The 22,170-nt window shown below is 69.6% G+C and carries 28 protein-coding genes; 13 read left to right on the top strand and 15 right to left on the bottom strand.

From position 1 onward, the window contains the following. The first annotated feature begins 130 nt into the window (after nt 1-130). Nucleotides 131-1,201, top strand: a complete 1,071-nt coding sequence (locus MA876_RS12025; RefSeq protein ID WP_248149241.1) for an AI-2E family transporter — start codon at nt 131-133, stop codon at nt 1,199-1,201. Here the strand turns inward: MA876_RS12025 and MA876_RS12020 are convergent. The 9 genes from MA876_RS12020 to rpsB all read right to left on the bottom strand — a co-directional run bounded on the left by MA876_RS12020 (nt 1,198) and on the right by rpsB (nt 8,020). Further along, nucleotides 1,198-1,923, bottom strand: coding sequence for an alpha/beta hydrolase (locus MA876_RS12020; protein WP_248149238.1), 726 nt, complete (start codon nt 1,921-1,923; stop codon nt 1,198-1,200). The genes MA876_RS12025 and MA876_RS12020 overlap by 4 nt on opposite strands. After that, nucleotides 1,920-2,204: an Rv1322 family protein gene (locus MA876_RS12015; RefSeq protein WP_248149222.1), complete on the bottom strand. Its 285-nt coding sequence runs from the start codon at nt 2,202-2,204 to the stop codon at nt 1,920-1,922. Before MA876_RS12015 ends, MA876_RS12020 begins: the two co-directional genes overlap by 4 nt. Nucleotides 2,205-2,215: 11 nt before the next feature. Continuing rightward, nucleotides 2,216-2,926, bottom strand: coding sequence for an aggregation-promoting factor C-terminal-like domain-containing protein (locus MA876_RS12010; protein WP_248149219.1), 711 nt, complete (start codon nt 2,924-2,926; stop codon nt 2,216-2,218). Nucleotides 2,927-2,996: 70 nt separating this feature from the next. Next, a complete protein-coding gene (locus MA876_RS12005; protein WP_248149216.1) occupies nt 2,997-3,632 on the bottom strand; it encodes a DivIVA domain-containing protein in 636 nt (211 codons plus the stop codon). Continuing rightward, complete coding sequence (locus MA876_RS12000) at nt 3,629-4,663, bottom strand: phosphatidate cytidylyltransferase (RefSeq protein ID WP_248149213.1); 1,035 nt, start codon at nt 4,661-4,663, stop codon at nt 3,629-3,631. The genes MA876_RS12005 and MA876_RS12000 overlap by 4 nt, the downstream gene beginning before the upstream one ends. Before the next feature lie 7 nt (nt 4,664-4,670). Further along, nucleotides 4,671-5,225 carry a ribosome recycling factor gene (gene frr, locus MA876_RS11995; RefSeq protein WP_248149210.1) on the bottom strand — a complete coding sequence of 185 codons (555 nt, stop codon included), beginning with the start codon at nt 5,223-5,225 and terminating at the stop codon, nt 4,671-4,673. Between the two features lie 52 nt (nt 5,226-5,277). Further along, a complete protein-coding gene (gene pyrH, locus MA876_RS11990; protein ID WP_248149207.1) occupies nt 5,278-5,997 on the bottom strand; it encodes a UMP kinase in 720 nt (239 codons plus the stop codon). A gap of 110 nt (nt 5,998-6,107) precedes the next feature. Continuing rightward, nucleotides 6,108-6,935, bottom strand: a complete 828-nt coding sequence (tsf, locus tag MA876_RS11985; protein ID WP_248149203.1) for a translation elongation factor Ts — start codon at nt 6,933-6,935, stop codon at nt 6,108-6,110. 98 nt (nt 6,936-7,033) lie between these two features. Further along, the gene (gene rpsB / locus MA876_RS11980) at nt 7,034-8,020 is read right to left on the bottom strand and encodes a 30S ribosomal protein S2 (RefSeq protein ID WP_248149202.1); all 987 of its coding nucleotides are present in this window, start codon (nt 8,018-8,020) and stop codon (nt 7,034-7,036) included. A gap of 304 nt (nt 8,021-8,324) precedes the next feature. On the opposite strand from rpsB, the gene MA876_RS11975 reads away from it, so the two are divergent. Continuing rightward, nucleotides 8,325-8,876, top strand: coding sequence for a murein hydrolase activator EnvC family protein (locus MA876_RS11975; protein WP_248149199.1), 552 nt, complete (start codon nt 8,325-8,327; stop codon nt 8,874-8,876). A gap of 12 nt (nt 8,877-8,888) precedes the next feature. On the opposite strand, the gene MA876_RS11970 is transcribed toward MA876_RS11975, so the two are convergent. Together MA876_RS11970 and dprA are read right to left on the bottom strand one after the other, a co-directional pair. Continuing rightward, nucleotides 8,889-9,791: a tyrosine recombinase XerC gene (locus MA876_RS11970; RefSeq protein WP_248149197.1), complete on the bottom strand. Its 903-nt coding sequence runs from the start codon at nt 9,789-9,791 to the stop codon at nt 8,889-8,891. Nucleotides 9,792-9,971: 180 nt separating this feature from the next. Beyond that, a complete protein-coding gene (gene dprA, locus MA876_RS11965) occupies nt 9,972-11,180 on the bottom strand; it encodes a DNA-processing protein DprA (protein ID WP_248149194.1) in 1,209 nt (402 codons plus the stop codon). A gap of 123 nt (nt 11,181-11,303) precedes the next feature. On the opposite strand from dprA, the gene MA876_RS11960 reads away from it, so the two are divergent. From MA876_RS11960 to MA876_RS11915, 11 genes are all read left to right on the top strand, one after another. Continuing rightward, nucleotides 11,304-12,824, top strand: a complete 1,521-nt coding sequence (locus MA876_RS11960) for a recombinase family protein (RefSeq protein ID WP_248149191.1) — start codon at nt 11,304-11,306, stop codon at nt 12,822-12,824. 874 nt (nt 12,825-13,698) lie between these two features. Then, nucleotides 13,699-13,827 (top strand): hypothetical protein, encoded by a 129-nt coding sequence (locus tag MA876_RS19070; RefSeq protein WP_275562774.1) that lies wholly within the window; start codon nt 13,699-13,701, stop codon nt 13,825-13,827. Continuing rightward, nucleotides 13,824-14,186 carry a hypothetical protein gene (locus MA876_RS11955; protein ID WP_248149188.1) on the top strand — a complete coding sequence of 121 codons (363 nt, stop codon included), beginning with the start codon at nt 13,824-13,826 and terminating at the stop codon, nt 14,184-14,186. The genes MA876_RS19070 and MA876_RS11955 overlap by 4 nt, the downstream gene beginning before the upstream one ends. Further along, a complete protein-coding gene (locus tag MA876_RS11950; RefSeq protein ID WP_248149185.1) occupies nt 14,183-16,189 on the top strand; it encodes a DUF3631 domain-containing protein in 2,007 nt (668 codons plus the stop codon). Before MA876_RS11955 ends, MA876_RS11950 begins: the two co-directional genes overlap by 4 nt. Before the next feature lie 5 nt (nt 16,190-16,194). Further along, the gene (locus tag MA876_RS11945; protein WP_248149182.1) at nt 16,195-17,004 is read left to right on the top strand and encodes a hypothetical protein; all 810 of its coding nucleotides are present in this window, start codon (nt 16,195-16,197) and stop codon (nt 17,002-17,004) included. Next, on the top strand, nt 17,004-17,390 hold the full coding sequence (locus MA876_RS11940; RefSeq protein ID WP_248149180.1) for a hypothetical protein: 387 nt from the start codon (nt 17,004-17,006) through the stop codon (nt 17,388-17,390). Before MA876_RS11945 ends, MA876_RS11940 begins: the two co-directional genes overlap by 1 nt. Then, nucleotides 17,383-17,961 (top strand): hypothetical protein, encoded by a 579-nt coding sequence (locus MA876_RS11935; protein WP_248149177.1) that lies wholly within the window; start codon nt 17,383-17,385, stop codon nt 17,959-17,961. Before MA876_RS11940 ends, MA876_RS11935 begins: the two co-directional genes overlap by 8 nt. Continuing rightward, nucleotides 17,954-18,133 (top strand): hypothetical protein, encoded by a 180-nt coding sequence (locus MA876_RS11930; RefSeq protein ID WP_248149174.1) that lies wholly within the window; start codon nt 17,954-17,956, stop codon nt 18,131-18,133. The genes MA876_RS11935 and MA876_RS11930 overlap by 8 nt, the downstream gene beginning before the upstream one ends. After that, entirely contained in the window at nt 18,130-18,360 is a 231-nt protein-coding gene (locus tag MA876_RS11925) for a hypothetical protein (RefSeq protein ID WP_248149171.1), read from the top strand. The genes MA876_RS11930 and MA876_RS11925 overlap by 4 nt, the downstream gene beginning before the upstream one ends. 5 nt (nt 18,361-18,365) lie before the next feature. Further along, complete coding sequence (locus MA876_RS11920) at nt 18,366-18,791, top strand: hypothetical protein (RefSeq protein WP_248149169.1); 426 nt, start codon at nt 18,366-18,368, stop codon at nt 18,789-18,791. A gap of 126 nt (nt 18,792-18,917) precedes the next feature. Next, nucleotides 18,918-19,322, top strand: a complete 405-nt coding sequence (locus MA876_RS11915; RefSeq protein ID WP_248149158.1) for a hypothetical protein — start codon at nt 18,918-18,920, stop codon at nt 19,320-19,322. 65 nt (nt 19,323-19,387) lie between these two features. Here MA876_RS11915 and MA876_RS11910 read toward each other — a convergent pair whose 3' ends face one another. The 4 genes from MA876_RS11910 to MA876_RS11895 all read right to left on the bottom strand — a co-directional run bounded on the left by MA876_RS11910 (nt 19,388) and on the right by MA876_RS11895 (nt 22,150). After that, a complete protein-coding gene (locus MA876_RS11910) occupies nt 19,388-19,855 on the bottom strand; it encodes a hypothetical protein (protein ID WP_248149156.1) in 468 nt (155 codons plus the stop codon). Next, the gene (locus tag MA876_RS11905; protein WP_248149154.1) at nt 19,852-21,336 is read right to left on the bottom strand and encodes a YifB family Mg chelatase-like AAA ATPase; all 1,485 of its coding nucleotides are present in this window, start codon (nt 21,334-21,336) and stop codon (nt 19,852-19,854) included. Before MA876_RS11905 ends, MA876_RS11910 begins: the two co-directional genes overlap by 4 nt. Beyond that, complete coding sequence (locus MA876_RS11900; RefSeq protein WP_248149141.1) at nt 21,333-21,701, bottom strand: YraN family protein; 369 nt, start codon at nt 21,699-21,701, stop codon at nt 21,333-21,335. The genes MA876_RS11905 and MA876_RS11900 overlap by 4 nt, the downstream gene beginning before the upstream one ends. A 125-nt stretch (nt 21,702-21,826) precedes the next feature. Then, on the bottom strand, nt 21,827-22,150 hold the full coding sequence (locus MA876_RS11895) for a DUF2469 family protein (protein WP_248149139.1): 324 nt from the start codon (nt 22,148-22,150) through the stop codon (nt 21,827-21,829). Nucleotides 22,151-22,170: the final 20 nt, after the last annotated feature.

The following is a 22,170-nucleotide window of genomic DNA, read 5'->3' as shown; positions in this document are numbered from 1 at the left end:
GCGGACCTTCGATCCGACATTTCAGACTAGCGAAACACGCCTGGAGATCGCCCGAGAGGGGCCAATCACCCGGCTGGGCGTCGATAGTGCATAGGGTGAGAGCAGCGCGTTCCGGGAGGCGGTAGCAGATATGAAGTTCCACAATCCGTTCCGCACCGCCTTCGTCGCGACGCTCGGTGTCGGGCTAGGACTGCTGCTCATCGGCAGCATCCAGAACCTCTCGACGATCCTGCTGTACGTCGGCACGGCACTGTTCCTCTCTCTGGGCCTGGAACCCATCGTCGGATGGCTCGAGCGGCGCAAGCTCAAGCGCTGGGTGGCCGTGCTCATCACGATCCTGGCGGTGCTCGCGGCGTTCGCCGGGATCATCCTCATGGTCATCCCGATCATCGTCGGGCAGGTCACGCAGCTGGTCTCCGCGATCCAGCGTCTCGTCGAATCCGGTTCCTGGGACCCCGTCGGAGACCTCCAGGCATGGATGACCGAAACCTTCCCACTGTTGAAGGTCGACGAGGTCTTCGACTACATCAACGACTGGCTCGTGAGTCTGGACTACGGCCAGATCGGCAGCTCGATCGGCGAGGGGCTCATCGTGGTCGGCGGTGCGATCATCGCGGGCCTGGGCGGCGCCTTCATCGTGCTGATCCTCACGATCTACTTCACGGCATCCACGCCGAGCCTCAAGCGCGCCATCTACCAGATCGTCCCGGCCTCCAAGCGCGAGCGGTTCATCGACCTCGCCGAGCAGATCACCGACTCGGTCGGCTACTACGTCATCGGGCAGCTCTCGCTCGGCGTCATCAACGGCGTTCTGAGCGCGATCTTCCTCACGATCATCGGCGCGCCCTTCCCCGCCGTGCTCGCGGTCATCGCGTTCTTCTTCTCGCTCATCCCGCTCGTCGGAACCCTCACCGGCTCGACCATCATCGTGCTGACGTGCCTCATCCCCGGCCTCGGCTCCCCCACCACTGCGCTCATCGCGGCGATCTACTACCTGATCTACATGCAGATCGAGGCCTACGTGATCTCGCCGCGCATCATGGGGCGCGCCGTCTCGGTGCCCGGCGCCGTCGTCGTGATCGCGGCTCTGGCGGGTGGTTCGCTCCTGGGACTCCTCGGAGCCCTCGTGGCGATCCCGGTCGCGGCGAGCATCCTCATCATCTACCGACAGGTCCTCATCCCGCGGCAGAACGAACGCTAGGCCGTGGGGCCGTCCCATTCGGTCGGCAGCGGCAGGGCATCGGGGTTGACCGCCGCGACGATCTCGGTGAGCACGCGGCGGGTCTGGGTCTCGCCGACCCACAGGTGCTTGCCGCCCTCGACGGGGATGAGCGTCGCGTCCGGCACACTCGAGAAACGCTCGGTCGCGGCATCCGGCCGCAGGTAGTCGTCGAACTCGGGGATGAGCGCGATCACGCGGCGGCGATCCCCCGACCACGCGGCGACCTCGTCGGGCGTCGCCCGGTGCAGCGGAGGCGACAGCAGGATCGCGCCCTCGATGTCGTGATCGCGACCGTACTTGAGCGCGATCTCGGTGCCGAAGGACCAGCCGACGAGCCATGGCCGAGGCAGGCCGCGATCGCGGACGAACTCCATCGCCGCTGCGAGGTCGAACGACTCCGCGTTGCCGCCGTCGAAGGCTCCGTCGCTCGTACCCCGCGCCGACGTCGTCCCGCGGGTGTTGAACCGCAGGACCGCGAGATCCGCGAGGGCGGGCAGTCTGGCGGCGGCTTTGCGAAGGATGTGCGAGTCCATGAACCCGCCCGCGGTGGGGAGTGGATGCAGTGTCACGAGCGTCGCGACGGGATCGCGATCCTGAGGCTGGGCGAGCTCTCCGACGAGAGTGAGTCCGTCGAGCGTCTCGAGTTCGATGTCCTCACGGCGCGCGGGCAGCAGGACGGGTCCGCGGATCTCCGTCGTCATCCGATCCTCCAGCAGTGCTCGTGCCAGTGCCGACGTGCCGCCAGATCGGCGCTGTCGCCCAGCACGCCGTCAGCGCGCCACGCCACGACGTGCGCGACGCCGGCGTCGATCGATCGCCCGCATCCGGGGCACGTGTAGCTCTTCTGCGCCTGTTGCGCCGAGACGGGCTGCACGGTCCAGTCCACACCACGGCGCGTCTCCTGGCGCTTCCACCCGGCGAGCAGGCGGTCGAAGGAGTCGTCGCCGGCGCTGTCGGGGCGACGTCTGTGTGATCGTGGCATCCTTGGAGCGCCTACCACCAGTGGTTGGTGATCCAGAAGTTGTACGCGCCGGCCCAGCTGCCGTACCGTCCGTTGGCGTAGTTGTTCGCCCAGCCCAGATTCACGACGGGGTCATAGGCGTTCGCCAGCTTCGAGCATGGATACACCTGGACGAGTCCGCAGGCACCCGACGAGCGGTTCGTCGCGTTCGGGTTCCACCCGCTCTCCCTGCCGACGATGTAGTCGACGTAGCCCCAGTCCGACTCCGCGATCCCGGCGGCGGCCATCCACTCGGCGGGCGAACCGCCGCCTGTGTACTGCGGTGGCGCGAACGCGACCGTCGGGGTCTTCTTCACGACGACCGGAGCGGGTTTCGGCTTGACGTACACCTCGTAGCCGTCCCGAGCGAACTCCGCGGCGACGGCCGGCTCGGCATCGGCGGGGACCTCGCGACTCTGGACGTCATCGAGTCCGCTCGCGAACAGCGACGTCTGCTCGTCGGCGCTCGCCTGCGAGATCGACATGCCCGTCGGCCCGACGTAGGCGACGACGAAGCCCATCGCCGCGAACGCGGCGAAGACGCCCAGCACGCTGCGGCGACGGGACCAGCGGGTGGGAGCGGCGGGTGCCACACGGGGCGAGACCGGTGCGGCGCGTACAGCGAGGGGCTGCGCCGTCGCCGGGGTCACGGCATTCCCGCGGCTCGAACGCCGCGTCGGAAGCATCTGGTCGCCGGAAGTCACAGTGCGCCGAGTCTACCGAAGGTCACCCTGAGCGTGCCATCCGAGCGACTCCGTCAGGATGAGGAACCCCTCATGCGACCGCGAGCATGACTTCCGTCACGGCGTCGAGGACCGCGTCGACCTGCGCTTCGCGGTATCCGCCGCGCTGCATCCGGAACGCCACGTTGCGCACCTGCTCCACGGTCACCGCATCACCGGTCGCGAGATAGCGCGCCAGCTTGTCGGCCACGAGGTCCACTTCGTCGATCCGATAGCCGTAGCGCAGCGGACCCACCTTGGCGAAGCGCTGCCTCTTGGGTCGGGAAAGACGATCGAGGACGACCTGCGCCGTCTCACGGGCACCGCCCACCCACTCCTTCGCACCGCCCGGGCGCGCGACGGCGAGGTCGCGCTCGCGCGCGGCGAAGGCGTCCTCGATCCGCGTGAGCGCCGTGTCGACCACCGCGATCACGTAGCCGCGGCGGACGAGCGGAAAAGCGACCTGACGCACGTCAGCCGCGCTCACGTGCTCGCCACCGCGCTCGAAGGCCGCCCGCGCCTGCTCGAGGAACGCGTCGACGGCACGAGGCTCGTAGCCTTTCGTGCGGCCGCGCGTGAGCGGAAAAGCGGACGGGGCGGAATCCGCCGGAGCCGGGGCGGAGTCCGCCGGGGCAGGGGTGGGCTCCGCCGGGGCGGAATCCGCCGGATTGGGGTCGACCTGAGTCATGAAGCCACCAGGGGGGTGAAGAGGAAGAACATGGCGAGGGCTGCGACCGTCGACGGGAGGATCGAGTCGAGCCGGTCGAGGACTCCCCCGTGACCCGGCAGCCAGGAGCTCATGTCCTTGATGCCGAGATCGCGCTTGATCATCGATTCTCCCAGGTCGCCGATGGTCGCCGTGACGAGCAGCACGAGGCCGAAGATCACCCCCATCCACCAGTCGATCCCGATCATGAAGAGACCCACGAGGACGCCGGCCGTCGTCGTCGCGAGGGCTGCACCGGCGAAGCCCTCCCACGTCTTCTTCGGGCTGATGCGCGGGGCCATGGGGTGTCGACCGAAGCTCACACCGGCGGCATAGGCGCCGACATCCGCCGAGACGACGACGATGATGAAGCCGAGCACCCACCACTGCCCGCCGTCCTCGCGCAGCAGGACGAGCGTGAGACTCGCGAAGAACGGGACGTACAGCTGGACGAAGCCGCCGATCAGGACGTCGGCCAGCACTTCACCGTAGGTGCGTCCGTCGGCGGCGGCCATCTGCGCGACGAGCCGCCAGATGGCGATGAACGAGATGGCGACGAAGGTCGCGACCCACAGCAGCCAGGGATCGAGGAACCAGCCCGACAGGACGAGCGCCGTGCCGGCGATCAGCTGCGGCACGAGATCGACTCGGCGACCGGCGGTCTGCAGCGCGCGCGTGAACTCGAAGAGTCCGAGGAGTGCCGCCGCCAGGGCGAAGACCACGAACCCTTCTTTGAAGAAGATGAGCGACAGGACGAGGAGCGCGCCGATCGCCACACCGATGAGCGTCGCGACGATGAGGTCACGTCCCGTGCGCTGCTTGATGCGCTCGTTGACCTCGTCGAAGTCGGCGCGCGCGTGGGCGACCTGGTTCTCGAACTCGGTGCGAGCGGCGCGGACGTGCGACTGGAAGGCCGCCCCCGCCTCAGGGGTCACTGCGACCGGCTCCGCCGCCTCACGGAGCTCCTTGCGGCTCTGCGGCGGCGTCTCTGCCGGATCAGCGCCGGATGCCATCGTTCCCTCAGACCTCGAGAAGTTCTGCCTCTTTGCGCTTGAGCGCGTCGTCGATCGCATCGACGTGGGCGCGCGTGAGCGCATCGAGCTCCTTCTCGGCACGGACGAGCTCGTCCTCGCCGAACTCGCTCTTGAGGTCGTCGAGGTCGTCCTTGGACTTGCGACGGATGCCGCGGATGTGCACCTTGTGGTCCTCGCCCTTGGAGCGCACGAGCTTGACGTACTCCTTGCGCCGCTCCTCGGTGAGTTCGGGCATCGTGATGCGCACGATGTTGCCGTCGTTCGTCGGGTTGACGCCGAGGTTCGGGATGTCGCGGATCGCCTGCTCGATCGACTTCAGCGCCGACTTGTCGTACGGCGTGACGATAAGCGTGCGCGCCTCGGGGCTGTTGATCGATGCGAGCTGCGCGAGCGGCGTGGGGCTGCCGTAGTAGTCCACGAGCACCTTCTGGAAGAGCTGGGGGTTCGCCCGGCCCGTCCGCACGGTCGCGAAGTCCTCCTTCGCACCTTCGACGGCGCGGTCCATGCGCGCTCCGGCATCTGCCAAGACGTCCGCGATCACTGTGTCTCCTCCGGTGTTTCGTACGGGGTCGAGTCTACTGGGGCGGCGCCGCTCACGCGGTGACGAGTGTGCCGATCGACTCGCCGAGGAGCGCGCGCGTCACGTTGCCCGCGGGCTCCATGCCGAACACCCGCATGTCCATGCTGTTGTCCATGCAGAGGCTGAAGGCGGTGGAATCCACGACCTTGAGTCCTCGCTGCAGAGCGTCGAGGTAGGTGATGCGGTCGATCCGGGTGGCCGACGCATCCTCCTTCGGATCCGCCGTGTACACGCCGTCGACGCCGTTCTTGGCGACCAGCACCTCCTGCGCGTCGATCTCGAGCGCACGCTGCGCCGCGACGGTGTCCGTCGAGAAATAGGGCAGGCCTGCACCCGCGCCGAAGATCACGACGCGCCCCTTCTCCATGTGTCGCTCGGCGCGGCGCGGGATGTACGGCTCGGCGACCTGCGTCATCGAGATCGCGGACTGCACGCGCGTCGCCGCGCCCGCCTGCTCGAGGAAGTCCTGCAGGGCGAGCGCGTTCATGACGGTGCCCAGCATGCCCATGTAGTCGGCCCGGCCGCGGTCCATACCGCGCTGGCTCAGCTCGGCGCCGCGGAAGAAGTTTCCCCCGCCGACGACGACGGCGATCTCGACTCGGTCGACCGCGGCCGCGATCTCCTGTGCCATCGCGCTGACGACATCCGGATTCACACCGAGCTGACCTCCTCCGAACGCTTCTCCGGAGAGCTTGAGGAGGACGCGGCGGCGTCCGGTGGCTTCATCGATCACGGGGGGTTCCTCTCGTCGCGTGTACAAACTATCTGCCCGGAGACCCTCCGGGCAGGGGTGCGGGCACGGAAACGGCCCGCATCGAATCCGATGCGGGCCGTTTCGACGTGCTACGCGCCGACCTTGAAGCGGGCGAAGCCCGTCAGGGTGATGCCGGCGTCCTTCGCGACCTGCGCGACGGAGAGCTTGTTGTCCTTGGCGTAGTCCTGATCGAGCAGCGAGACCTGCTTGAAGAACGCGTTCACGCGGCCCTCGACGATCTTCGGCAGCGCAGCCTCGGGCTTGCCCTCCTGACGCGAGATCTCGGTGACGATCTCGCGCTCCTTCTCGACGTCGGCCTCGGGGACCTCGTCGCGCGAAAGGTAGGACGGGTTGGCGAACGAGATGTGCTGCGCCAGGCTGCGCGCCGTCTCGGCGTCGTCGCCCGAGTAGGCCAGGACGACGCCGACCTGCGGCGGGAGGTCCTTGCTGGTCTTGTGCAGGTAGACCTCGAAGTGGTCGCCCGACAGCGTGCGCACGCGACGCAGTTCGACCTTCTCGCCGATGATGGCGGCCTCGTCGGCGATGAGCTGCTCGACGGTCTGACCGCCGGCGTCCGCCGCGAGAGCGGCCTCGACCGAGTCGGCCGAGACGGTGGCCGCGGCATCCGCGACCTTGTCCGCCAGCGCGATGAAGCGGTCGTTCTTCGCGACGAAGTCCGTCTCGCACGCGAGCTCGATGAGGGTGACCTTGCCGCCCACCTCGCGAGCGGCGACGAGGCCCTCGCTCGTGGAACGGTCGGCGCGCTTGGCGTTGCCCTTCGCGCCCTTGAGGCGCAGGATCTCGACGGCCTTCTCGACGTCGCCGTCGGCCTCTTCGAGAGCCTTCTTGGTGTCGACCATGCCGGTGCCGAGCTGGTCGCGCAGCGCCTTGATGTCAGCGATCGTGAAGTTTGCCATGGTGTGGCGGCTCCTTGATTGGTGGTGAGTGTGTCTCAGGATGCCGCGGCGGGACCCGTTGTGTACGAGTCCCGCCGGGCGATTGCTGTGTGGTGCGCTTACTTGGCGTCGGCCGCTTCGGCGTCCGCGACCTCGGTCGCCGTCTCGCCCGCAGCAGCGGCGATCGCCTCGTCGTGAGCGGCGGCACCGGCGGCGTCCGCGGCCGACTCGGTCGCGGCTTCGCCCTCGACGGCCTGCTCTGCCTCGACGGCCTCGGCGAGGTCGGCGGCGGCGATGGCCTCGTCGGCGACCTTCTCGGTATCGGCGGAGGACTGCTCCGGCGCGCTCTGCTCGAGCAGCTCGCGCTCCCACTCGGCGAGGGGCTCGGCTGCCTCGGCCGACTCGTCGGTCGGCTGGTGGCGCTGGATGAGGCCCTCGGCGGCGGCGTCCGCGATGATGCGGGTGAGCAGGCCCACCGAGCGGATCGCGTCGTCGTTGCCCGGGATGGGGAACTGGAACTCGTCGGGGTCGGCGTTCGTGTCGAGGATGCCGATGACGGGGATGCCGAGCTTCGTGGCCTCGTTGACCGCGAGGTGCTCGCGCTTGGCGTCGACGACCCAGATCGCGGACGGCGTCTTGGTCAGGTTGCGGATACCGCCGAGCGACTTGTGCAGCTTGTCGAGCTCGCGCTTCTTGAGCAGGAGCTCCTTCTTGGTGAAGCCGCTGTTGGCGGGGGTCTCGTAGTCGAGCTCCTCGAGCTCCTTCATGCGCGCGAGGCGCTTGGAGATCGTGGTGAAGTTCGTGAGGAGGCCACCGAGCCAGCGCTGGTTGACGTAGGGCTGGCCCACGCGCGTCGCCTGCTCGGCGATGATCTCCTGCGCCTGCTTCTTGGTGCCGACGAAGAGAACCGTGCCGCCGCGGGCGACGGTCTCCTTGACGAACTCGTACGCCTTGTCGATGTACGTCAGCGACTGCTGGAGGTCGATGATGTGGATGCCGGAGCGCTCCGTGAGGATGAAGCGCTTGACTTTCGGGTTCCACCGGCGGGTCTGGTGTCCGAAGTGGACGCCGCTGTCGAGCAGCTGGCGAATGGTGACGACGGCCATGGCCGTTCTCCTGTTCTGGCGCTCTCGCGCCGTGCGGTTGTTTCGCGCCGGACCGAATCGGCCGGCGAGCCTGGTGCCCGGCCACACTCCCGCCCGCTTTCGCAGGACCGTAGGGGGTGTGTGCCACGGAGCGGTGTTCTCTGGGAACCCGCCGCGCTCTGGGCACGCGTAGTCACCCCGATGAACGGGGTGCCCCATCAGTGTACCAGTCATGACTCCTCCCCAGTCGCCGCACGAGGAGTCCTCTTCCCCGGATGCCGTGGGCCCACACCGCGATGCTCGGGCCGGCACGCATGCTCGTCGTATGGGAACCTCCGCACGTGGGCGCACGGCGCGATCCGTCGGGCTCGTCATGCTCGTGGTCCTCGTCGGCGCGGCGGCGACGGCCACCGACGCCGCGGCATTCGGCGGCGCGCACCGGCCCGTCGCATCCACGGTCTCCGACGACACGAGAGCGTGGACCTGGCCGCTCGCCGGATTCCGACTGGACGAACCGTATTCCGCCCCCGCGCACGACTACGCGCCAGGTCACCGCGGCATCGACCTGCGTCCGCTCGGCGGCCCGCAGGTGATGGCGCCGGCCGGGGGGATCGTCGCCTTCTCGGGTGCGGTGGCCGGGCGCGGCATCCTGACCATCGACCACGGCGACGGCCTCGTGACGACCTTCGAGCCGATCGAGTCCGAGCTCCGGGCCGGCGACGCCGTCGCGCGGGGCGACGAGGTCGGGGTCGTCGCACTCGGTGGGCACAGTGCGCCCGGCGCCCTGCACTTCGGTGTGCGACGAGACGGCGAGTACATCAATCCACTGCTGCTGCTCGGCGGGGTGCCGCGCGCCGTGCTTCTGCCGTGCTGCTGAGCGCGAGGCGGTTCAGGCGCGCGGGTGGGCCAGGCGATACGCGGACGTGAGCCGCTCGCTCGACACGTGCGTGTAGATCTGCGTCGTTCCGAGGCTCGCGTGGCCGAGGATCTCCTGCACGGTGCGCAGGTCCGCTCCCCCGTCGAGCAGATGGGTCGCGGCGGAGTGCCGCAGAGCGTGGGGGCCGGCGGCGCCGCCCACCACGGGACCGAGGGTGCGCGCGACCACGTCGTACGCAGCGCGCGCACCGAGCCGCGCACCGCGCGCGCCGAGGAAGACGGAACGGACGGATGCCTCGCCACCGCGCGCCACGAGAGCCGGCCGGCCGCGGACGAGGTAGGCGTCGAGCGCGCGCTGCGATGCACCGCCGAACGGCACGACCCGCTCCTTCGAGCCCTTGCCGAGCACGCGCACGGTGCGCCGTGCCCGGTCGATGTCGTCGAGATCGAGTCCACAGAGCTCCGACACGCGGATCCCCGTGCCGTAGAGCAGTTCGATCAGCGCATGATCGCGCAGCGCGATGGGGTCCCCTGCCTCGGCGCCGGCGGCGAGCCGATCCAGGGCCTCGGCGAGCCCCTCCGCGGTGGCGACGGTGGGCAGCGTTCGACCGCGCTTGGGCGCCACGAGCCGCACGCTCGGGTCGCCGGACACGAGTCCGGTCTCACTCGCCCACGCGAAGAAGCCCCGGACGGCCGCCGTCCGGCGCGCGATCGTGGACCGCGCGTCGCCGCGCTTGGTCGCGTGCCACAGCCACTCGCGCAGATCCTCGACGTCGATCGCCTCGAGCTCGCCGCCGCGCACGCAGGCCTCGAGATCGGCGAGGTCGGCCCGGTACGCGCGAACCGTCGCGGGCGAGAGCCGACGCACATCGGCGAGGTGCCGTGCGTAGACATCCGCCGCGTTCCCGAGTTCCACGCTCCCAGCATGCCCCGCTGCAGTGCGGACCGCGCGGCGGCGCTCCGCGCCACGGCCCCGGCACGACGATGTGCGCCGCGACGCGCGGTGCCGGAGTCCTCACTAGCGGACACCCCGACTCCCCCACCACCTCGCACCTCGGGCGCCCACTCGCGAGGGGCGCCACGCACGAGGCGACGCCTACGCCCCGCGCACCGCAGCGCCCGCCACGCGCCGCCATCCCCCCGCGCCGCGTTCGACCTCACCGCCCAGCTGCAGCATCCCGAGCAGGCCCTCGACCTCGATGCGCGCCATTCCGCTGCGCTGTGCGACGTCGCTCGCGTCGCGCCAGGATCGCGTGCTGAGCGCATCCCGCACACGTGTCGCGGAGTCCGTCGCGGGGCGACCGTCGGAGGGATGCTGCGACGCGGTCGCGCCGAGTCCGATCAGTTCGCGCACATCGTCGGCGCTCGTGATGCACTGAGCCTGCCCCGAGCGCAGAAGCTGGAGGGCTCCCGCGGAGGCGGGACTCGTGACGGGCCCGGGCACGGCACCGAGCGCGCGTCCCAGTTGGAGGGCGTGATTCGCCGTGTTGAGCGAACCGCTGCGCCAGCCCGCCTCGACCACGATCGTCGCATCGGACAGGGCTGCGATCAGTCGGTTGCGCTGCAGAAACCTCCACTTCGTCGGCGTGGAGCCGCACGGCACTTCGCTCACGACCGCAGCGGCATCGGCGATGTCGTCGATGAGGCGCGTGTGGCCCGTCGGATAGGCCTTCTCGACGCCGCCCGCGAGGAGCGCGACGGTACGGCCGCCCACGCGAAGAGCGGCACGGTGCGCCGCGCCGTCGATGCCGTACGCGCCTCCCGAGACGACGGGGATGCCACCACCCGTGAGCTCGGCGGCGAGCTCCATCGCGACGTGATCTCCGTACCCCGTCGAGGCACGCGCCCCGACGATCGCCACCGAGGGCTGGAGAGACGCGAGTGCCGCGGTGTCGCCACGGACCCAGAGGCAGAGCGGTGCGTGGCGCCCGAGGTCGTGGACCTGCCCCGGCCAGTGCGGGTCGTCCGGAGTCAGCAGACGGATGCCGCGCGCGGCCGCGATCGACAGCGCGTCGACGATGGGCTGCGCTCGCAACCGGGGCTTCCAGCGATCGCGCGCTCGTTCGAGATCGTGAGCCGACACCCCGTCGAGCCGCAGTGCGCGATCGGCGGCGCGGGCGAGCGCCTCGGGTGCGCCGAGGGCTGCGACGAGCTCACCGGCGACGCCGTCGCCCGGTTCGCCCACACCGCTCCAGATCGCTCGCGCGTAGCGATCGATCGCCGCCTCGTCCTCGAGGTGGTCGACGTCGGTGATCCCGGCCAGCGCGCGCCGAGCGGCGGTCGGCGTGAGGTCGAACGGTGTCATGTCGTGAGTCCCTTCTTGAGATAGAGCGCTCGGCCGATGTCGTCGACAGCGAGCTGCGACCGACCCGCGAGGTCGGCGAGCGACCACGCGAGTAAGAGCATCGCTTTAGGTCATACTTGCTCCATGACGAACGCGGCGATCTACCTCCGGCAGTCAATGGACAGGGACGGACGCGCCGAAGGGATCGACCGGCAACGCGCACGATGCCGCGGACTCGCGACGACGCGGGACTGGGAGATCGCCGGCGAGTACGTCGACAACGACGTGAGCGCGTCGAAGCCGCGAGGCACGGGCACGGCCTGGCACCGCCTGATCGAAGACGCGAAGGCCGGCCGGATCGACGTCGTCGTCGCGGTCGATCAGGACAGGATCCTTCGCGGCATCCGCGATCTCGTGACGCTTCTCGAGACGGGCGTGCGGATCGCCACTGTCGACGGCGAGCTCGATCTCACGACCGCCGACGGCGAGTTCCGGGCGACTCTCGCGGCCGGCCTCGCGCGCTTCGAGGTTCGCCGGAAGAGCGAGCGGCAGAAGCGGGCAAACGCCCATCGCCGGGAACGTCTGCTGCCCGCGGGCGGGCGACGCGCGTTCGGCTACACGAAGCTCCGCGCGGGCGCCTCGACGGACTGGCCGAAGCGCGTCGGAGCGGACGGGCGAGAGTGGCCGGACTACGGGCACGAGCCGCACGCGCCCGAAGCGGCAGCCGTCCGGCGCGGCTACGCGATGCTTCTCGCCGGGGCGACGCTTCGGGCGATCGCTCGCGCGTGGAACGATGACGGCCTGACGACGACCGTCGGGCACGCCTTCGAGCCGTACGCCGTCCGCGCCGTGCTCGCTAACCCTCGATACGCCGGACTCGTGGCGCCGCCTCGTGAGAGCGGATCGCCGTCGCAGTCGCACAACCTCGGCCTCGGCGATCTCCCGACGGGGTCGTGGGAGCCGCTCGTTTCGCCGGAGACGTGGGCGGCAGCGCGTGACCTGCTCTCCGATCCCGCTCGGCGATCCAATCCCGGCGGGACGCCGAAGGCGCTTCTATCGGGCACGGCGACATGCGGGGTGTGCGGCGCGCCCGTCAAGGCCGGCGCGACGAAGAACGGCGTCGCGACGTACCGATGCGGAGCGAGCCCTCACCTATCCCGGAAGCGCGACGACGCCGATCACTACGTGGAGCACGTCGTACTCGATCGCCTGTCACGGCCGGACGTCGCCGCGCAGATCCTCCGCCGCACGGATACGCCCGACGCCGTCGCGCTCCAGACGGAGCTCCGCGAGGCGAAGGCGGGCGAGCAGAACGTGCTCTCGCTCGTCGGGCAGGGGCTCACGACGATGGACGCCGCGACGCCGGCCCTCCGTGACGTGCGCGAGCGGATCGCCCGACTCGAGGCAGCGCTCACGGACGCCGGCCGCGTGAACGTGCTCGGCGCCCTCGTCGAGACGGCAGAGGCGGCAGGCGACGACTACGAGGCGCGATGGACGGCCGTCGCGGAGGCGTGGGCCGGCCTCGATATCGACCGGCAGCGGGCAGTCGTGCGGAAGCTCGTCGGCATCGTCATGCGATCGCCGGGCAAGGGCTCGCGCACGCCCCGCGACGGCGCCGGCCGTCTCGCGCATACCGAGGCGACGCTAGATCTCGCCTGGCACTAGGGCGCAGCGGCGAAGGGGAGGCCGCGGCCCGTGTTACTCGGGCACGCGAGATCGGTGCATATCCGCTCGACGCTCGACGCTCCCGAGACGCCGGCGCGCCGATCGCCGGGGACCAACGTCTCGTAGACCGGGGAGCCGCAGATCGCGCACGGCTCGAGTTCGCTCGCGTCCATGGCGACAGAGTAGCGGCGGCGGTAGTTCGGCCCCGCCTCGAGTTCTCCGGCTCGCGTGGAATGGCTGGTCGTAACTCGGCCGAGAATCCGCGAATAGTGGCGGCGGCCGAGATCCTGGCGATAGAGGCAGAGGCGGCGGCCGTCCTCGAACTCGCACGGGGCTCACTGTCTCGCCCCTGCCGCTGGAATAGTGACCGTGCCACGTTGCTAACCGCTTATCCCTGCCCGCTCCCCCGATTAGCGCCGAGCGCGTAACCGATGTAACCGATGTAACCGAGTTCCGGCCGAGAAGGCGAGGGTAAGCCTCTCCCGCTACTTGTTGTTGTTTTGGGGAGGTAGGTAACAGCAGGCACTCGGGCACATCCCGCTCCCCGTCTGCCCTCTTCACCCGCAGAAGTCGGTTACATCGGTTACATCGGTTACACCCGCGTATTTCCGCGGGAGTTTCGACGCCGCATCGGTTACACGTCGGTTACACGCGGTTACACCCTCCGAGCCCCGTCGGCCCTCTCTCAGCCATTGGCCGAAAAGCGACACTGACCTGGGATAAATGCGCTTGCAACGATGCCAAGCCATGCTAGGCTCGTCGTATCCGGCCGGTGCCGCAGAGTCACCGGGCAGGCGTCAACTCCGACGCCGAGGAGGGGCCTCTTCGCCCGTCCTTGCAGACATCGCGAATCTCTCAAAGGGATTCGATTGCCATGTCTGCACCGCTCGCCCCGCTCTCACTCGAAGAGCGCGCGATCATCTCCCGCGTCGTCGACGACGCCCCGCCGCTCCGCCCCGCGATCGTCTCCGACCTCGCCGCCCTCTTCGCGGGTGTGCGATGACCGGCCGAGGGAAGGGGCCGACGCCGGACCGCGCGCACTCATCGCTCGGCGGCATCCGCGCAGCGGCGAACATGACGCCCGAGCAGCGTTCCGAGCGCTCGCGCGCGGCCGCCACGAAGCGATGGGCGCGCGTAGATGCCGAGCGCGAGGCGGCCGGCCTTCCGCCTCGTAAGAAGCGCGCGCCTGAGCCTTCCGCCGCCGAGCTCGAGCCGTGGCTGGAAGAGGTCGACCGCCGCTTCGCCGATCGGCAGTGGCCGAACCGCGAGGCCCGCCGTCGGACGGCGATCATCCTCTGGCGGACGGCGATCGCGGAGTCGATCGCCGCAGCGATGCGCAACACGAACGAGGCCGGCAAGTGAGCGTCGATCACGCGCTCGCGGCCGCGCGCCTCGGCTGGCATGTCTTCCCGTGCGGCTCGGACAAGCGCCCCCTGACGAAGCACGGCCTGAAGGACGCGACGACGTCGAAGAAGACGATCCGCGACTGGTGGGCGAAGCATCCCGACGCGCTCCCCGCCGTCGTCGCCGGCCCCTCCGGCCTCGCGATCGCCGACTTCGACGTGAAAGGCGGGAAGGACGGCCTCGCGGCTCTCGCACGCCTCGGCCACGATCTCCCGGCGACGTGGCAGCAGGCGACGCCCTCGGGCGGCTCTCACGCCTTCTACGTCGCGCCGGAGGGGATCGACGTTCCGAACGGCTCCGCGGATCTCTTCGAGCGCGGCAGCGGGATCGACCGCCGCACCGGCGAGTCCTACGCCGTCCTCTACGTCGCGCCGCCGGCATCCGTCGCCGAGCTCGCAGAGGCGCCCGCGTGGCTCGTCGTGAGCGGGCAGCGCTCGGCATCCGCCGGCCGCGACACCCTGGCCGGCGTCGACGAGTACCTCGAGCGTCTGGTGCCCGGCAAGCCGTCCGACGAGGTCAAGGCAGCACGGAAGGCGTTCCGCTCCCGAGACATGGGGCACGCCGACATGCTCGAAGCCGTCGCGGCTCTCGTGAAGCTCGGCCAAGCCGGGCACCCCGGCGTCGAGAAGGCGATCGATAAGGCCCGCGCCGTCTACGCGGACGGGTGGGGCTCGGAGTACGCCGCCGCCTTCGACAACGCGCTGCAGGGCTCCGTCCGCCGCTTCGGACTCCCGCCGGCGACGTTCGCTCTCACACACGACGAGAAGCGAGCGATCGCGCAGCGCCACGCCGAGCCGGCAACGCTTCCGCTCTCGGAGGGCGCGGTCGTACTCGACGAGATCCGCCGGCAGATCCGCCGCTTCGTCTCCCTGCCGACGGAATGGCACGAGGCCGCGGTCACGTTGTGGGCGGCACACGCCCACATGATCGACCGCTTCGACTCGACGCCTCGCCTCTACGTCAACAGCCCCGAGCCGGGCAGCGGGAAGACGCGAGTCCTCGAAGTGCTCGCGCGTCTCGTCCCCGACGCCGTCGAGACGATGAACACGTCGGTCGCCTTCCTCGCCCGTCGTATCGACTCCGGCGATCGTCCGCCGACGATCCTCCACGACGAGGTCGACACCCTCTTCGGCGTGCGATCGCGTGACGCGACGGCCGAAGAGCTCCGCGGCATCTACAACAGCGGGCATCGCCGCGGCGCGAAGTACAACCGAGCGGCGACGCGCGGTAAAGAGGTCATCCTCGAAGAGTTCTCGACGTTCGCGGCCGTGGCAATGGCCGGCCTCGGCGAACTCCCCGACACGATCCGCACGCGCTCCGTCGTCATCCCCATGCGCCGCCGCCGCGCCGACGAGGTCGTAGAGCCCTACCGCGAGCGGCAGAACGGCAGCGAGCTCGAGGCGACGCGCGATCGCCTGGCAGCGTGGGCGCGCACGGCAGCGAAGAGCATCGGCGCACCCTGGCCGGAGATGCCCGACGGGATCGCCGATCGCGACGCAGACGTCTGGGAACCACTCCTCGCCGTCGCGGATGCCGCCGGCGGAGAATGGCCGCGCCTTGCCCGCGACGCCGCCCTGGTCATCCTCCGCGACGCCCGCGATCGTCCGGCGTCGCTCGGCATCCGACTTCTCGCCGACGTGCGGCGCATCTTCGACAAGGACGGCGACGCCCGACTGCGCTCCACGGAGATCCTTCTCGAGCTCGTCGGGCTGGAAGATGCGCCGTGGAGCGACCTCGGCGGAAAGGGCGCGATCGACTCGCGCTTCCTCGGCCGCACGTTTGACGGCTACGGCATCCCGCCCGCGCACGCGATCCGCTTCGGCGGTTCGATCGGCGTCGCGAAGGGCTGGGAGCGCGCCGACTTCGCCGACGCATGGCTGCGCTACCTCCCCGACTTCCCCGCCGAGCCGGTAACCCTGCCGCTCGACAATCCCACAACCGCCACAACGAAGGAGCACTGATCACAGTGAGCACGACCGAACTCAAGATCAACGAAATCCGCTGGAATGACGGCCGCGAGGGCTACTCGCTCAACCGTCTCCACGTCATCGACCCCGCTTCGACGGACGTCGCCGCCGTCAAGAAGATCGCCGAGAAGGTGACCGAGGCGCACGTCGCGTTCAAGAAGGTGGAGCGGGAGCGGCAGGCCGCCCACGTCGCCCTCGAACGTGCCGACGAGGACGCGCGCATCGCGGCCCGGAACGCGGCCCGCGAAGGGAAGCCGGTCAAGCCGAAGGAGATCAAGAAGCTCCGCGCGGCAGCGCGCGAGGCGGTCGAAGATCTCGACCTCGCCTGGGAGGGCGCGCTCGGAGGGCTCGAATCGCGCCGCGACGAGTACATCGAATGCGTCGCCCACAACACGCCGGCGCTTCGCGCCGAAGGGCTGACCGCTCTCGACTCCGCGATCCTCTCCGTCGCCAGTGCGTCGCAGATCGCTCTCCGCGCCGAGGCGACGATGACCGGCGCCCTCGGCTTGCTCGGCATGCTCTCGAGCGGCGACTTCACGCCCGCCCCGATGAAGGCAGCGCGCCGGGAGATGGGCGAGGCCGGCGCCCCGGCCGTCCACGTCGATCTCGCCCGTACCGAGCTCGCGAAGGCCGTCGGCTACGCCGCGCAGATCCTCGAGCAGGTCAAAGAGGCCGTCAAGGAAGCCGAGAAGGCCGCACGCATGCAGGCCGAGGCGGACGAGTCCGACGACCTCGACGACGAGAACGACCCCGAGGACGACGACGAGGGAGAAGACCTCACTGACGAGAACGACCCCGAGGACGACTAATGGGAGGCAAGAAGAAGGCCGCCGAGCTCGAGCGGACGGCGGAGCGGATGCGTGAGCGCGACGTGGAGGACGCGATCCGCGCGATCGCCCTCCGCCGCACGGGCACGGGATGGGGCGTGATCGCTCGGCAGATCGGCCGGACGCAGGTCGAGGTCGAAGAACTCGCCCGCGCCGGCTATATCGAGCTTCTCGGGCAGCAGGATCCCGACCTCATCCGCGCCGAGGTCGAGGATCGGCAGGACCAGATCATCCGGCAGGCGAACATCGACCTGGCGAGCGCCGAGACGATCGCCGAGCGGAACGCCTGCTATCGGACGATCCTCGCCGCCGACGCCGCCCGCGTGCGGATGCTCGGCCTCACGATCAAGGCGGGCGACGATGCGTAAGCCGAGGCGGACGCGCGACGACGACACGCCGAATCTCGTCCTGGAAGAGCTCCGCGAGACGATCGCGATTCTCGACGCGACCCGGCTCGCACAGCCGGGCATGACGCCGAAGAAGCTCGCCGCCGAGAAGGCCCGCGACTCGGCGAAGTTCGATCGGCGCATGGCGAAGGCTCGCGCGAAGTGGGAACGGATGACGATCCTCGAGCAACGGGCATGGGGCGAGGCGTACCGTCGCGACGCGCGGGCGCATCGCCCGAACGCGAAGCCGACGCCGGCCGCCGATCTCCCTGACCTCTTCGCCGTCGTGACGATCGCCGAGAAGGACAACGCGAAGCGCGCGAAGGCTTACGAGAAGCGGCAGGCCGCGCGCGCAGCCGAGGCGGCGGCCGCCCGGCCGGATCACGGCACGCGGAGCGCCCCGTCGCCGTCTCCCGCGACAGACGAGCCGGCGACGGATTCTGAGCCCTCGGAGCCGGAGAAGCCGCGCAGACGTCGCCGAGGCCCCGCCGTCGGCTCGATCGGCTATCAGGTCGACGGAGTGCTCTACCTCACGGACGACGACGATGAGTAGGCCGCTCCCCGAGGCGTGGCGGCCGCTCGGCGCCGTCGACTCGACCCGCGACCGCATCCGCGCCTTGCTCGCTCTCGACCGCGAGTTCACCGAGGCCGAGTCGCTGGAGTGGGACGCGGTCACGACCCGCTACCGGGCAAGCCGTCGCGCAGCGGGAAAGGCGCAGCGATGACCACGAATCCCTACGCCTACGCGCCGTTCACATGCTCGGGATGCATGAAGCGGGAGATCCCCGCCAATGGCGACCACGGCATCCTCCCGAGCGGCGGGATCCTCTGCCGCCGTTGCTTCGCGAAGCATGACGGCGAGGTCGCCGTGCTCGCCCCGAACCGTGCGGCCGCGGTGGCCGTGCTGACCGCCCGCGGCTTCATGGCCGCACCGACAACGAAGGAGCACTGATCACAGTGGCAACACGAGAAGAACGACGACTGCAGCAGCGAATCGACGCGATCGAAGATGAGCTCGCGTCGAGGCGAACGCCGACCGAGAAGCAAGCCGACGCCCTCGTTACCGGCGATCGTCGGGCGCGCGTCAAAGACTCCGGCGACGACGAGGCGGACGAGCGCGAAACGCTCTCGACGTCGGAGATTCAAGCCCGCCGCCTCGAGGGCCCGCCCGCCCGTTCCGGCCGTCGCGTCGTGCGAGGCGCGACGAGGGGCTGGCAAAGCGAAGAGGCCACCCCCTCACGCACGATCGCCGACGACGGGCACCGCGAGACGGTCGAGTCGTATCACGCCCGGCAGCGCGCCGCGCACGACGAGAACGAGCGCGGCGCCTATGAGCGGCAGCGCGAAGCCTGGCACGCGACACGCTACGGCGGCGCATCGTGACCGCCGCGGCCGTCGAGACGGAACCGACGAACGGCGACCTCCTCGCGAAGCTCGAGGGGCTCGTCGCACAGATGGAACACATGTCCGCGAGCCTTTCTCGCTACATCGCGCGGGAGAGTGATCCGAATGCGTCGTAGCACGCGCGTCGGCGCGATCCCCTCCGAGCTCGGTTGGCTGATCGACGAACTCGACGACCTCGCCACGCGGATCTCCACACTTGAGGCACCTAGCGGCGAAGCGCTCGCAAACAACGTCGCGAAACTCCAGGCGCTGATCGCCGACATGCAGGCGCAGCTCGACGCATGGACGGCGTCGAGATGGACGAACGCGCAGATCGACGCCCGCATCGACATGAAGGTGGCGGCGTACGTCGCGGCCTACATGGCCGGCTCCGTGTCGATCGGCGGCGACCTCAACGTGATCGGCGCCGTCACGATGCCGGGCGTTCGCGGGACGGATCTCTCGTCGGCGCCGAGCCGCGTCACGATGTGGCAAGCCGGCCCGAGCGACAACCGACTAGGACACACCTAAGCGGGCAGAGACGAGAGGGCCGGGGAATGAGAGTGCCCCGGCCCTCTTCTCGCGGGCGGGAGGGCTCAGTCGTCGACGTCGAGTTCTTTCCTCATAGCCCCCACGAGCGCATCCCACGCCGCGATCGACTCGGGGCTATCGGGCGGGAGCGAGTTCACGAGCGCGAAGGCGTCGCCAATCGCCCTCGGCCCGAGCACCGTATACGGCGCTTGCAGATCTCCCTTGATATCGCTGAACTTGTCGAGACGCGCTTCGAGGTTGGCGAATCGTGGATTGTCGGGGTCGAGCTTCCGATCGGCTTCTTCGCGGCGGAGCTCTCGCAGTTGGATGAGCGTCGCGACGAGCCGCACGTAAGCCTCGTACCGCTTCTCTCGCTTCCACTTCCGATGCTCCCGGCGACCCTGAATCCACGCGCCGAGAAAGCCGCCGAGAATCGTCGCGAACACGCCGATGATCGGCAGCAGCACGAGAAGAGTCGGATCGATCGCGGCGGCCGTCGTCGCGGCTTCGGTTGCGGCGGGGCTCGGAGTCACGACGCGAGCCTATCGCCGTCATTAGTTATGACTTGACTCGATATGTTGAGACGCAGGACCCGGTCGTACCCGCGCAGCGTCAGCGCACCTCGATGCAGTGCGGCATCGAGCGGTCGACGCACGGCCGGGCTGGGCGCGGACGGCCCGTCGCGCAGCCACGTTCCGGGCACCTGCACGTTGAGCGTCCACGGCGTTTCGCGCAGACGATGAGCGGAGCGCAGTCGCGCTTCGTGCACGCGGGCGCGCGCGGCACTCGTCGTCAGGGCGGGCAGCTCGCGAGCGCGTGCCGCGACCGAGACCCGTGCGAGGTGCAGTTCGATGTCGATGCGATCCAGCAGGGGGCCGGAGAGCCTGCCGAGATAGCGCCGCATCGCCATCGGAGTGCAGATGCACGCCGCACCCCGCACGCCGTAATTGCCACAGGGGCAGGGGTTCGTCGCGAGGACGAGCTGGAACCGGGCGGGGAAGGAGGCCGAGAAGCCGGCGCGATGGATCTCTATCGCGCCGCTTTCGAGCGGCTGGCGGAGCGCGTCGAGAGCGCTGGCCTGGAACTCCCCCGCTTCATCCAGGAAGAGGACGCCTTCGCTCGCGCGTGCGATGGCGCCCGGACGCACGACGCGCGACCCGCCGCCGACGAGCGCCGCGACGCTCGTGCTGTGGTGCGGGGCCTCGAACGGCGGTACTCGAGAGAGCGACGTGACGGCGCGGCCCGAGAGGGAGCGCAGGGATGCCGCCGCGAGCGCCGCGTCGTCATCGAGGTCGGGGAGGATGCCGGGCAGCCGCCGCGCGAGCATCGTCTTGCCCGCACCGGGCGGCCCCGACATGAGCAGATGGTGGCCGCCGACCGCGGCGACGACGAGCGCATCGACAGCCTCGGGTTGACCCACGATGTCGGCCAGGTCGAGACGGGACTCCGCAACGGGATCCGTGTCGGGCACGAGAACGGGCATCTGATCCGGAACATCGACGGCGGCGCCGTGGAGCGCGGCTACCGCGGCGAGGTTGATCGCGCCGACGACCTCGACGTCGTCGACGAGCGCGGCCTCGGCGAGGTTCGCGGCGGGCACGACGACACGGCGCACGCCGCCGCGAGCCGCGGCGAGGACGGCGGGAAGGATGCCGGGCACGGGCCGGAGCCTGCCGTCGAGCCCGAGTTCTCCCAGGTGGGCGGTGGAGGCGACGGACGCGGCATCCATCGCCGTCTCGGTCGCGAGCGCCGCGATCGCGATCGCGAGATCGAAGCCCGAGCCCTGTTTGGGAAGACTCGCAGGCGAGAGGTTGACCGTCAGACGTCGTCGTGGCAGCGGCAGGCCGCTGTTGGCGCTCGCGTTGTGAACGCGCTGCACGGCTTCGCCGAGCGCCTTGTCGGCGAGGCCGATGATCTTGAACTCGGGAAGCTGGTTGGAAAGGTCGGCCTCGACGTCGATCAGATGACCGTCGAGACCCGTGAGCGCGACGGCCCACGTGCGCGCGACGCTCATCGCAGTTCGAGGTCGGGGACGAAATCGAGTACTGCGGTCGCCGGATCCGGGCCCGTCAGACCGATCGCGGCGAATTGGAGCCGACGCCCCTGCACGACATCCCGATGCGCGGCGATCCACGCCATGCCCAGCCGCCACAGTCGGGTCTGCTTGACCGGATCGATCGCCTCGAGCGGATGCCCGTACCCGGCGCCGCGGCGCGTCTTGACCTCGACGATCAGGAGCGAGGTCGGTGTCGTCGCGACGAGATCCAACTCGCCGTCGCGACACCGCCAATTGCGGTCCACGATCGTGCACCCGATCGTCTCGAGGTACCGCGCTGCACGGGCTTCACCGGCTCTGCCGAGGTCGTCTTTCGCTGCCATTCCCCCAGCCTGCGGGCAGCGCATCGAGGCCGAACCCTAGATCCGGCGAACCGTGGAGAGGGGCGGAATCGACCCCCGCGGTGGAGGAACCGATGAGCGCGAGCGACGGTGGAGGAGAGCGATGCTCAGTTGTCGAGCGAGAGCTCCTCGGGGAGGTGGAAGTCGCGCCGCGAGAGCTCTTCGACGTTGACGTCCTTGAAGGTGAGGACGCGCACGCTCTTGACGAACCGGTCGGCGCGGTAGATGTCCCACACCCAGACGTCGGTCATCGAGATCTCGAAGTAGAAGTCGTGCTCGGTGTCGCGACGCACGACGTTGACCTCGTTGGCCAGGTAGAACCTGCGCTCGGTCTCGATCACGTATTGGAACTGCGCCACGACATCGCGGTACTCCTTGTAGAGCGCCAGCTCGAGTTCGCGGTCGTAGTCCTCGAAGACGTCGTCATCCATGGTGCTTCCATCTTAGAGAT

The sequence above is a fragment of the Microbacterium aoyamense genome (assembly GCF_023155855.1).
Taxonomy (GTDB): Bacteria; Actinomycetota; Actinomycetes; order Actinomycetales; family Microbacteriaceae; genus Microbacterium; species Microbacterium aoyamense.
The sequence above is the reverse complement of the archived record's forward strand: the minus strand, read 5'-3'. Positions and strand labels throughout refer to the sequence as shown.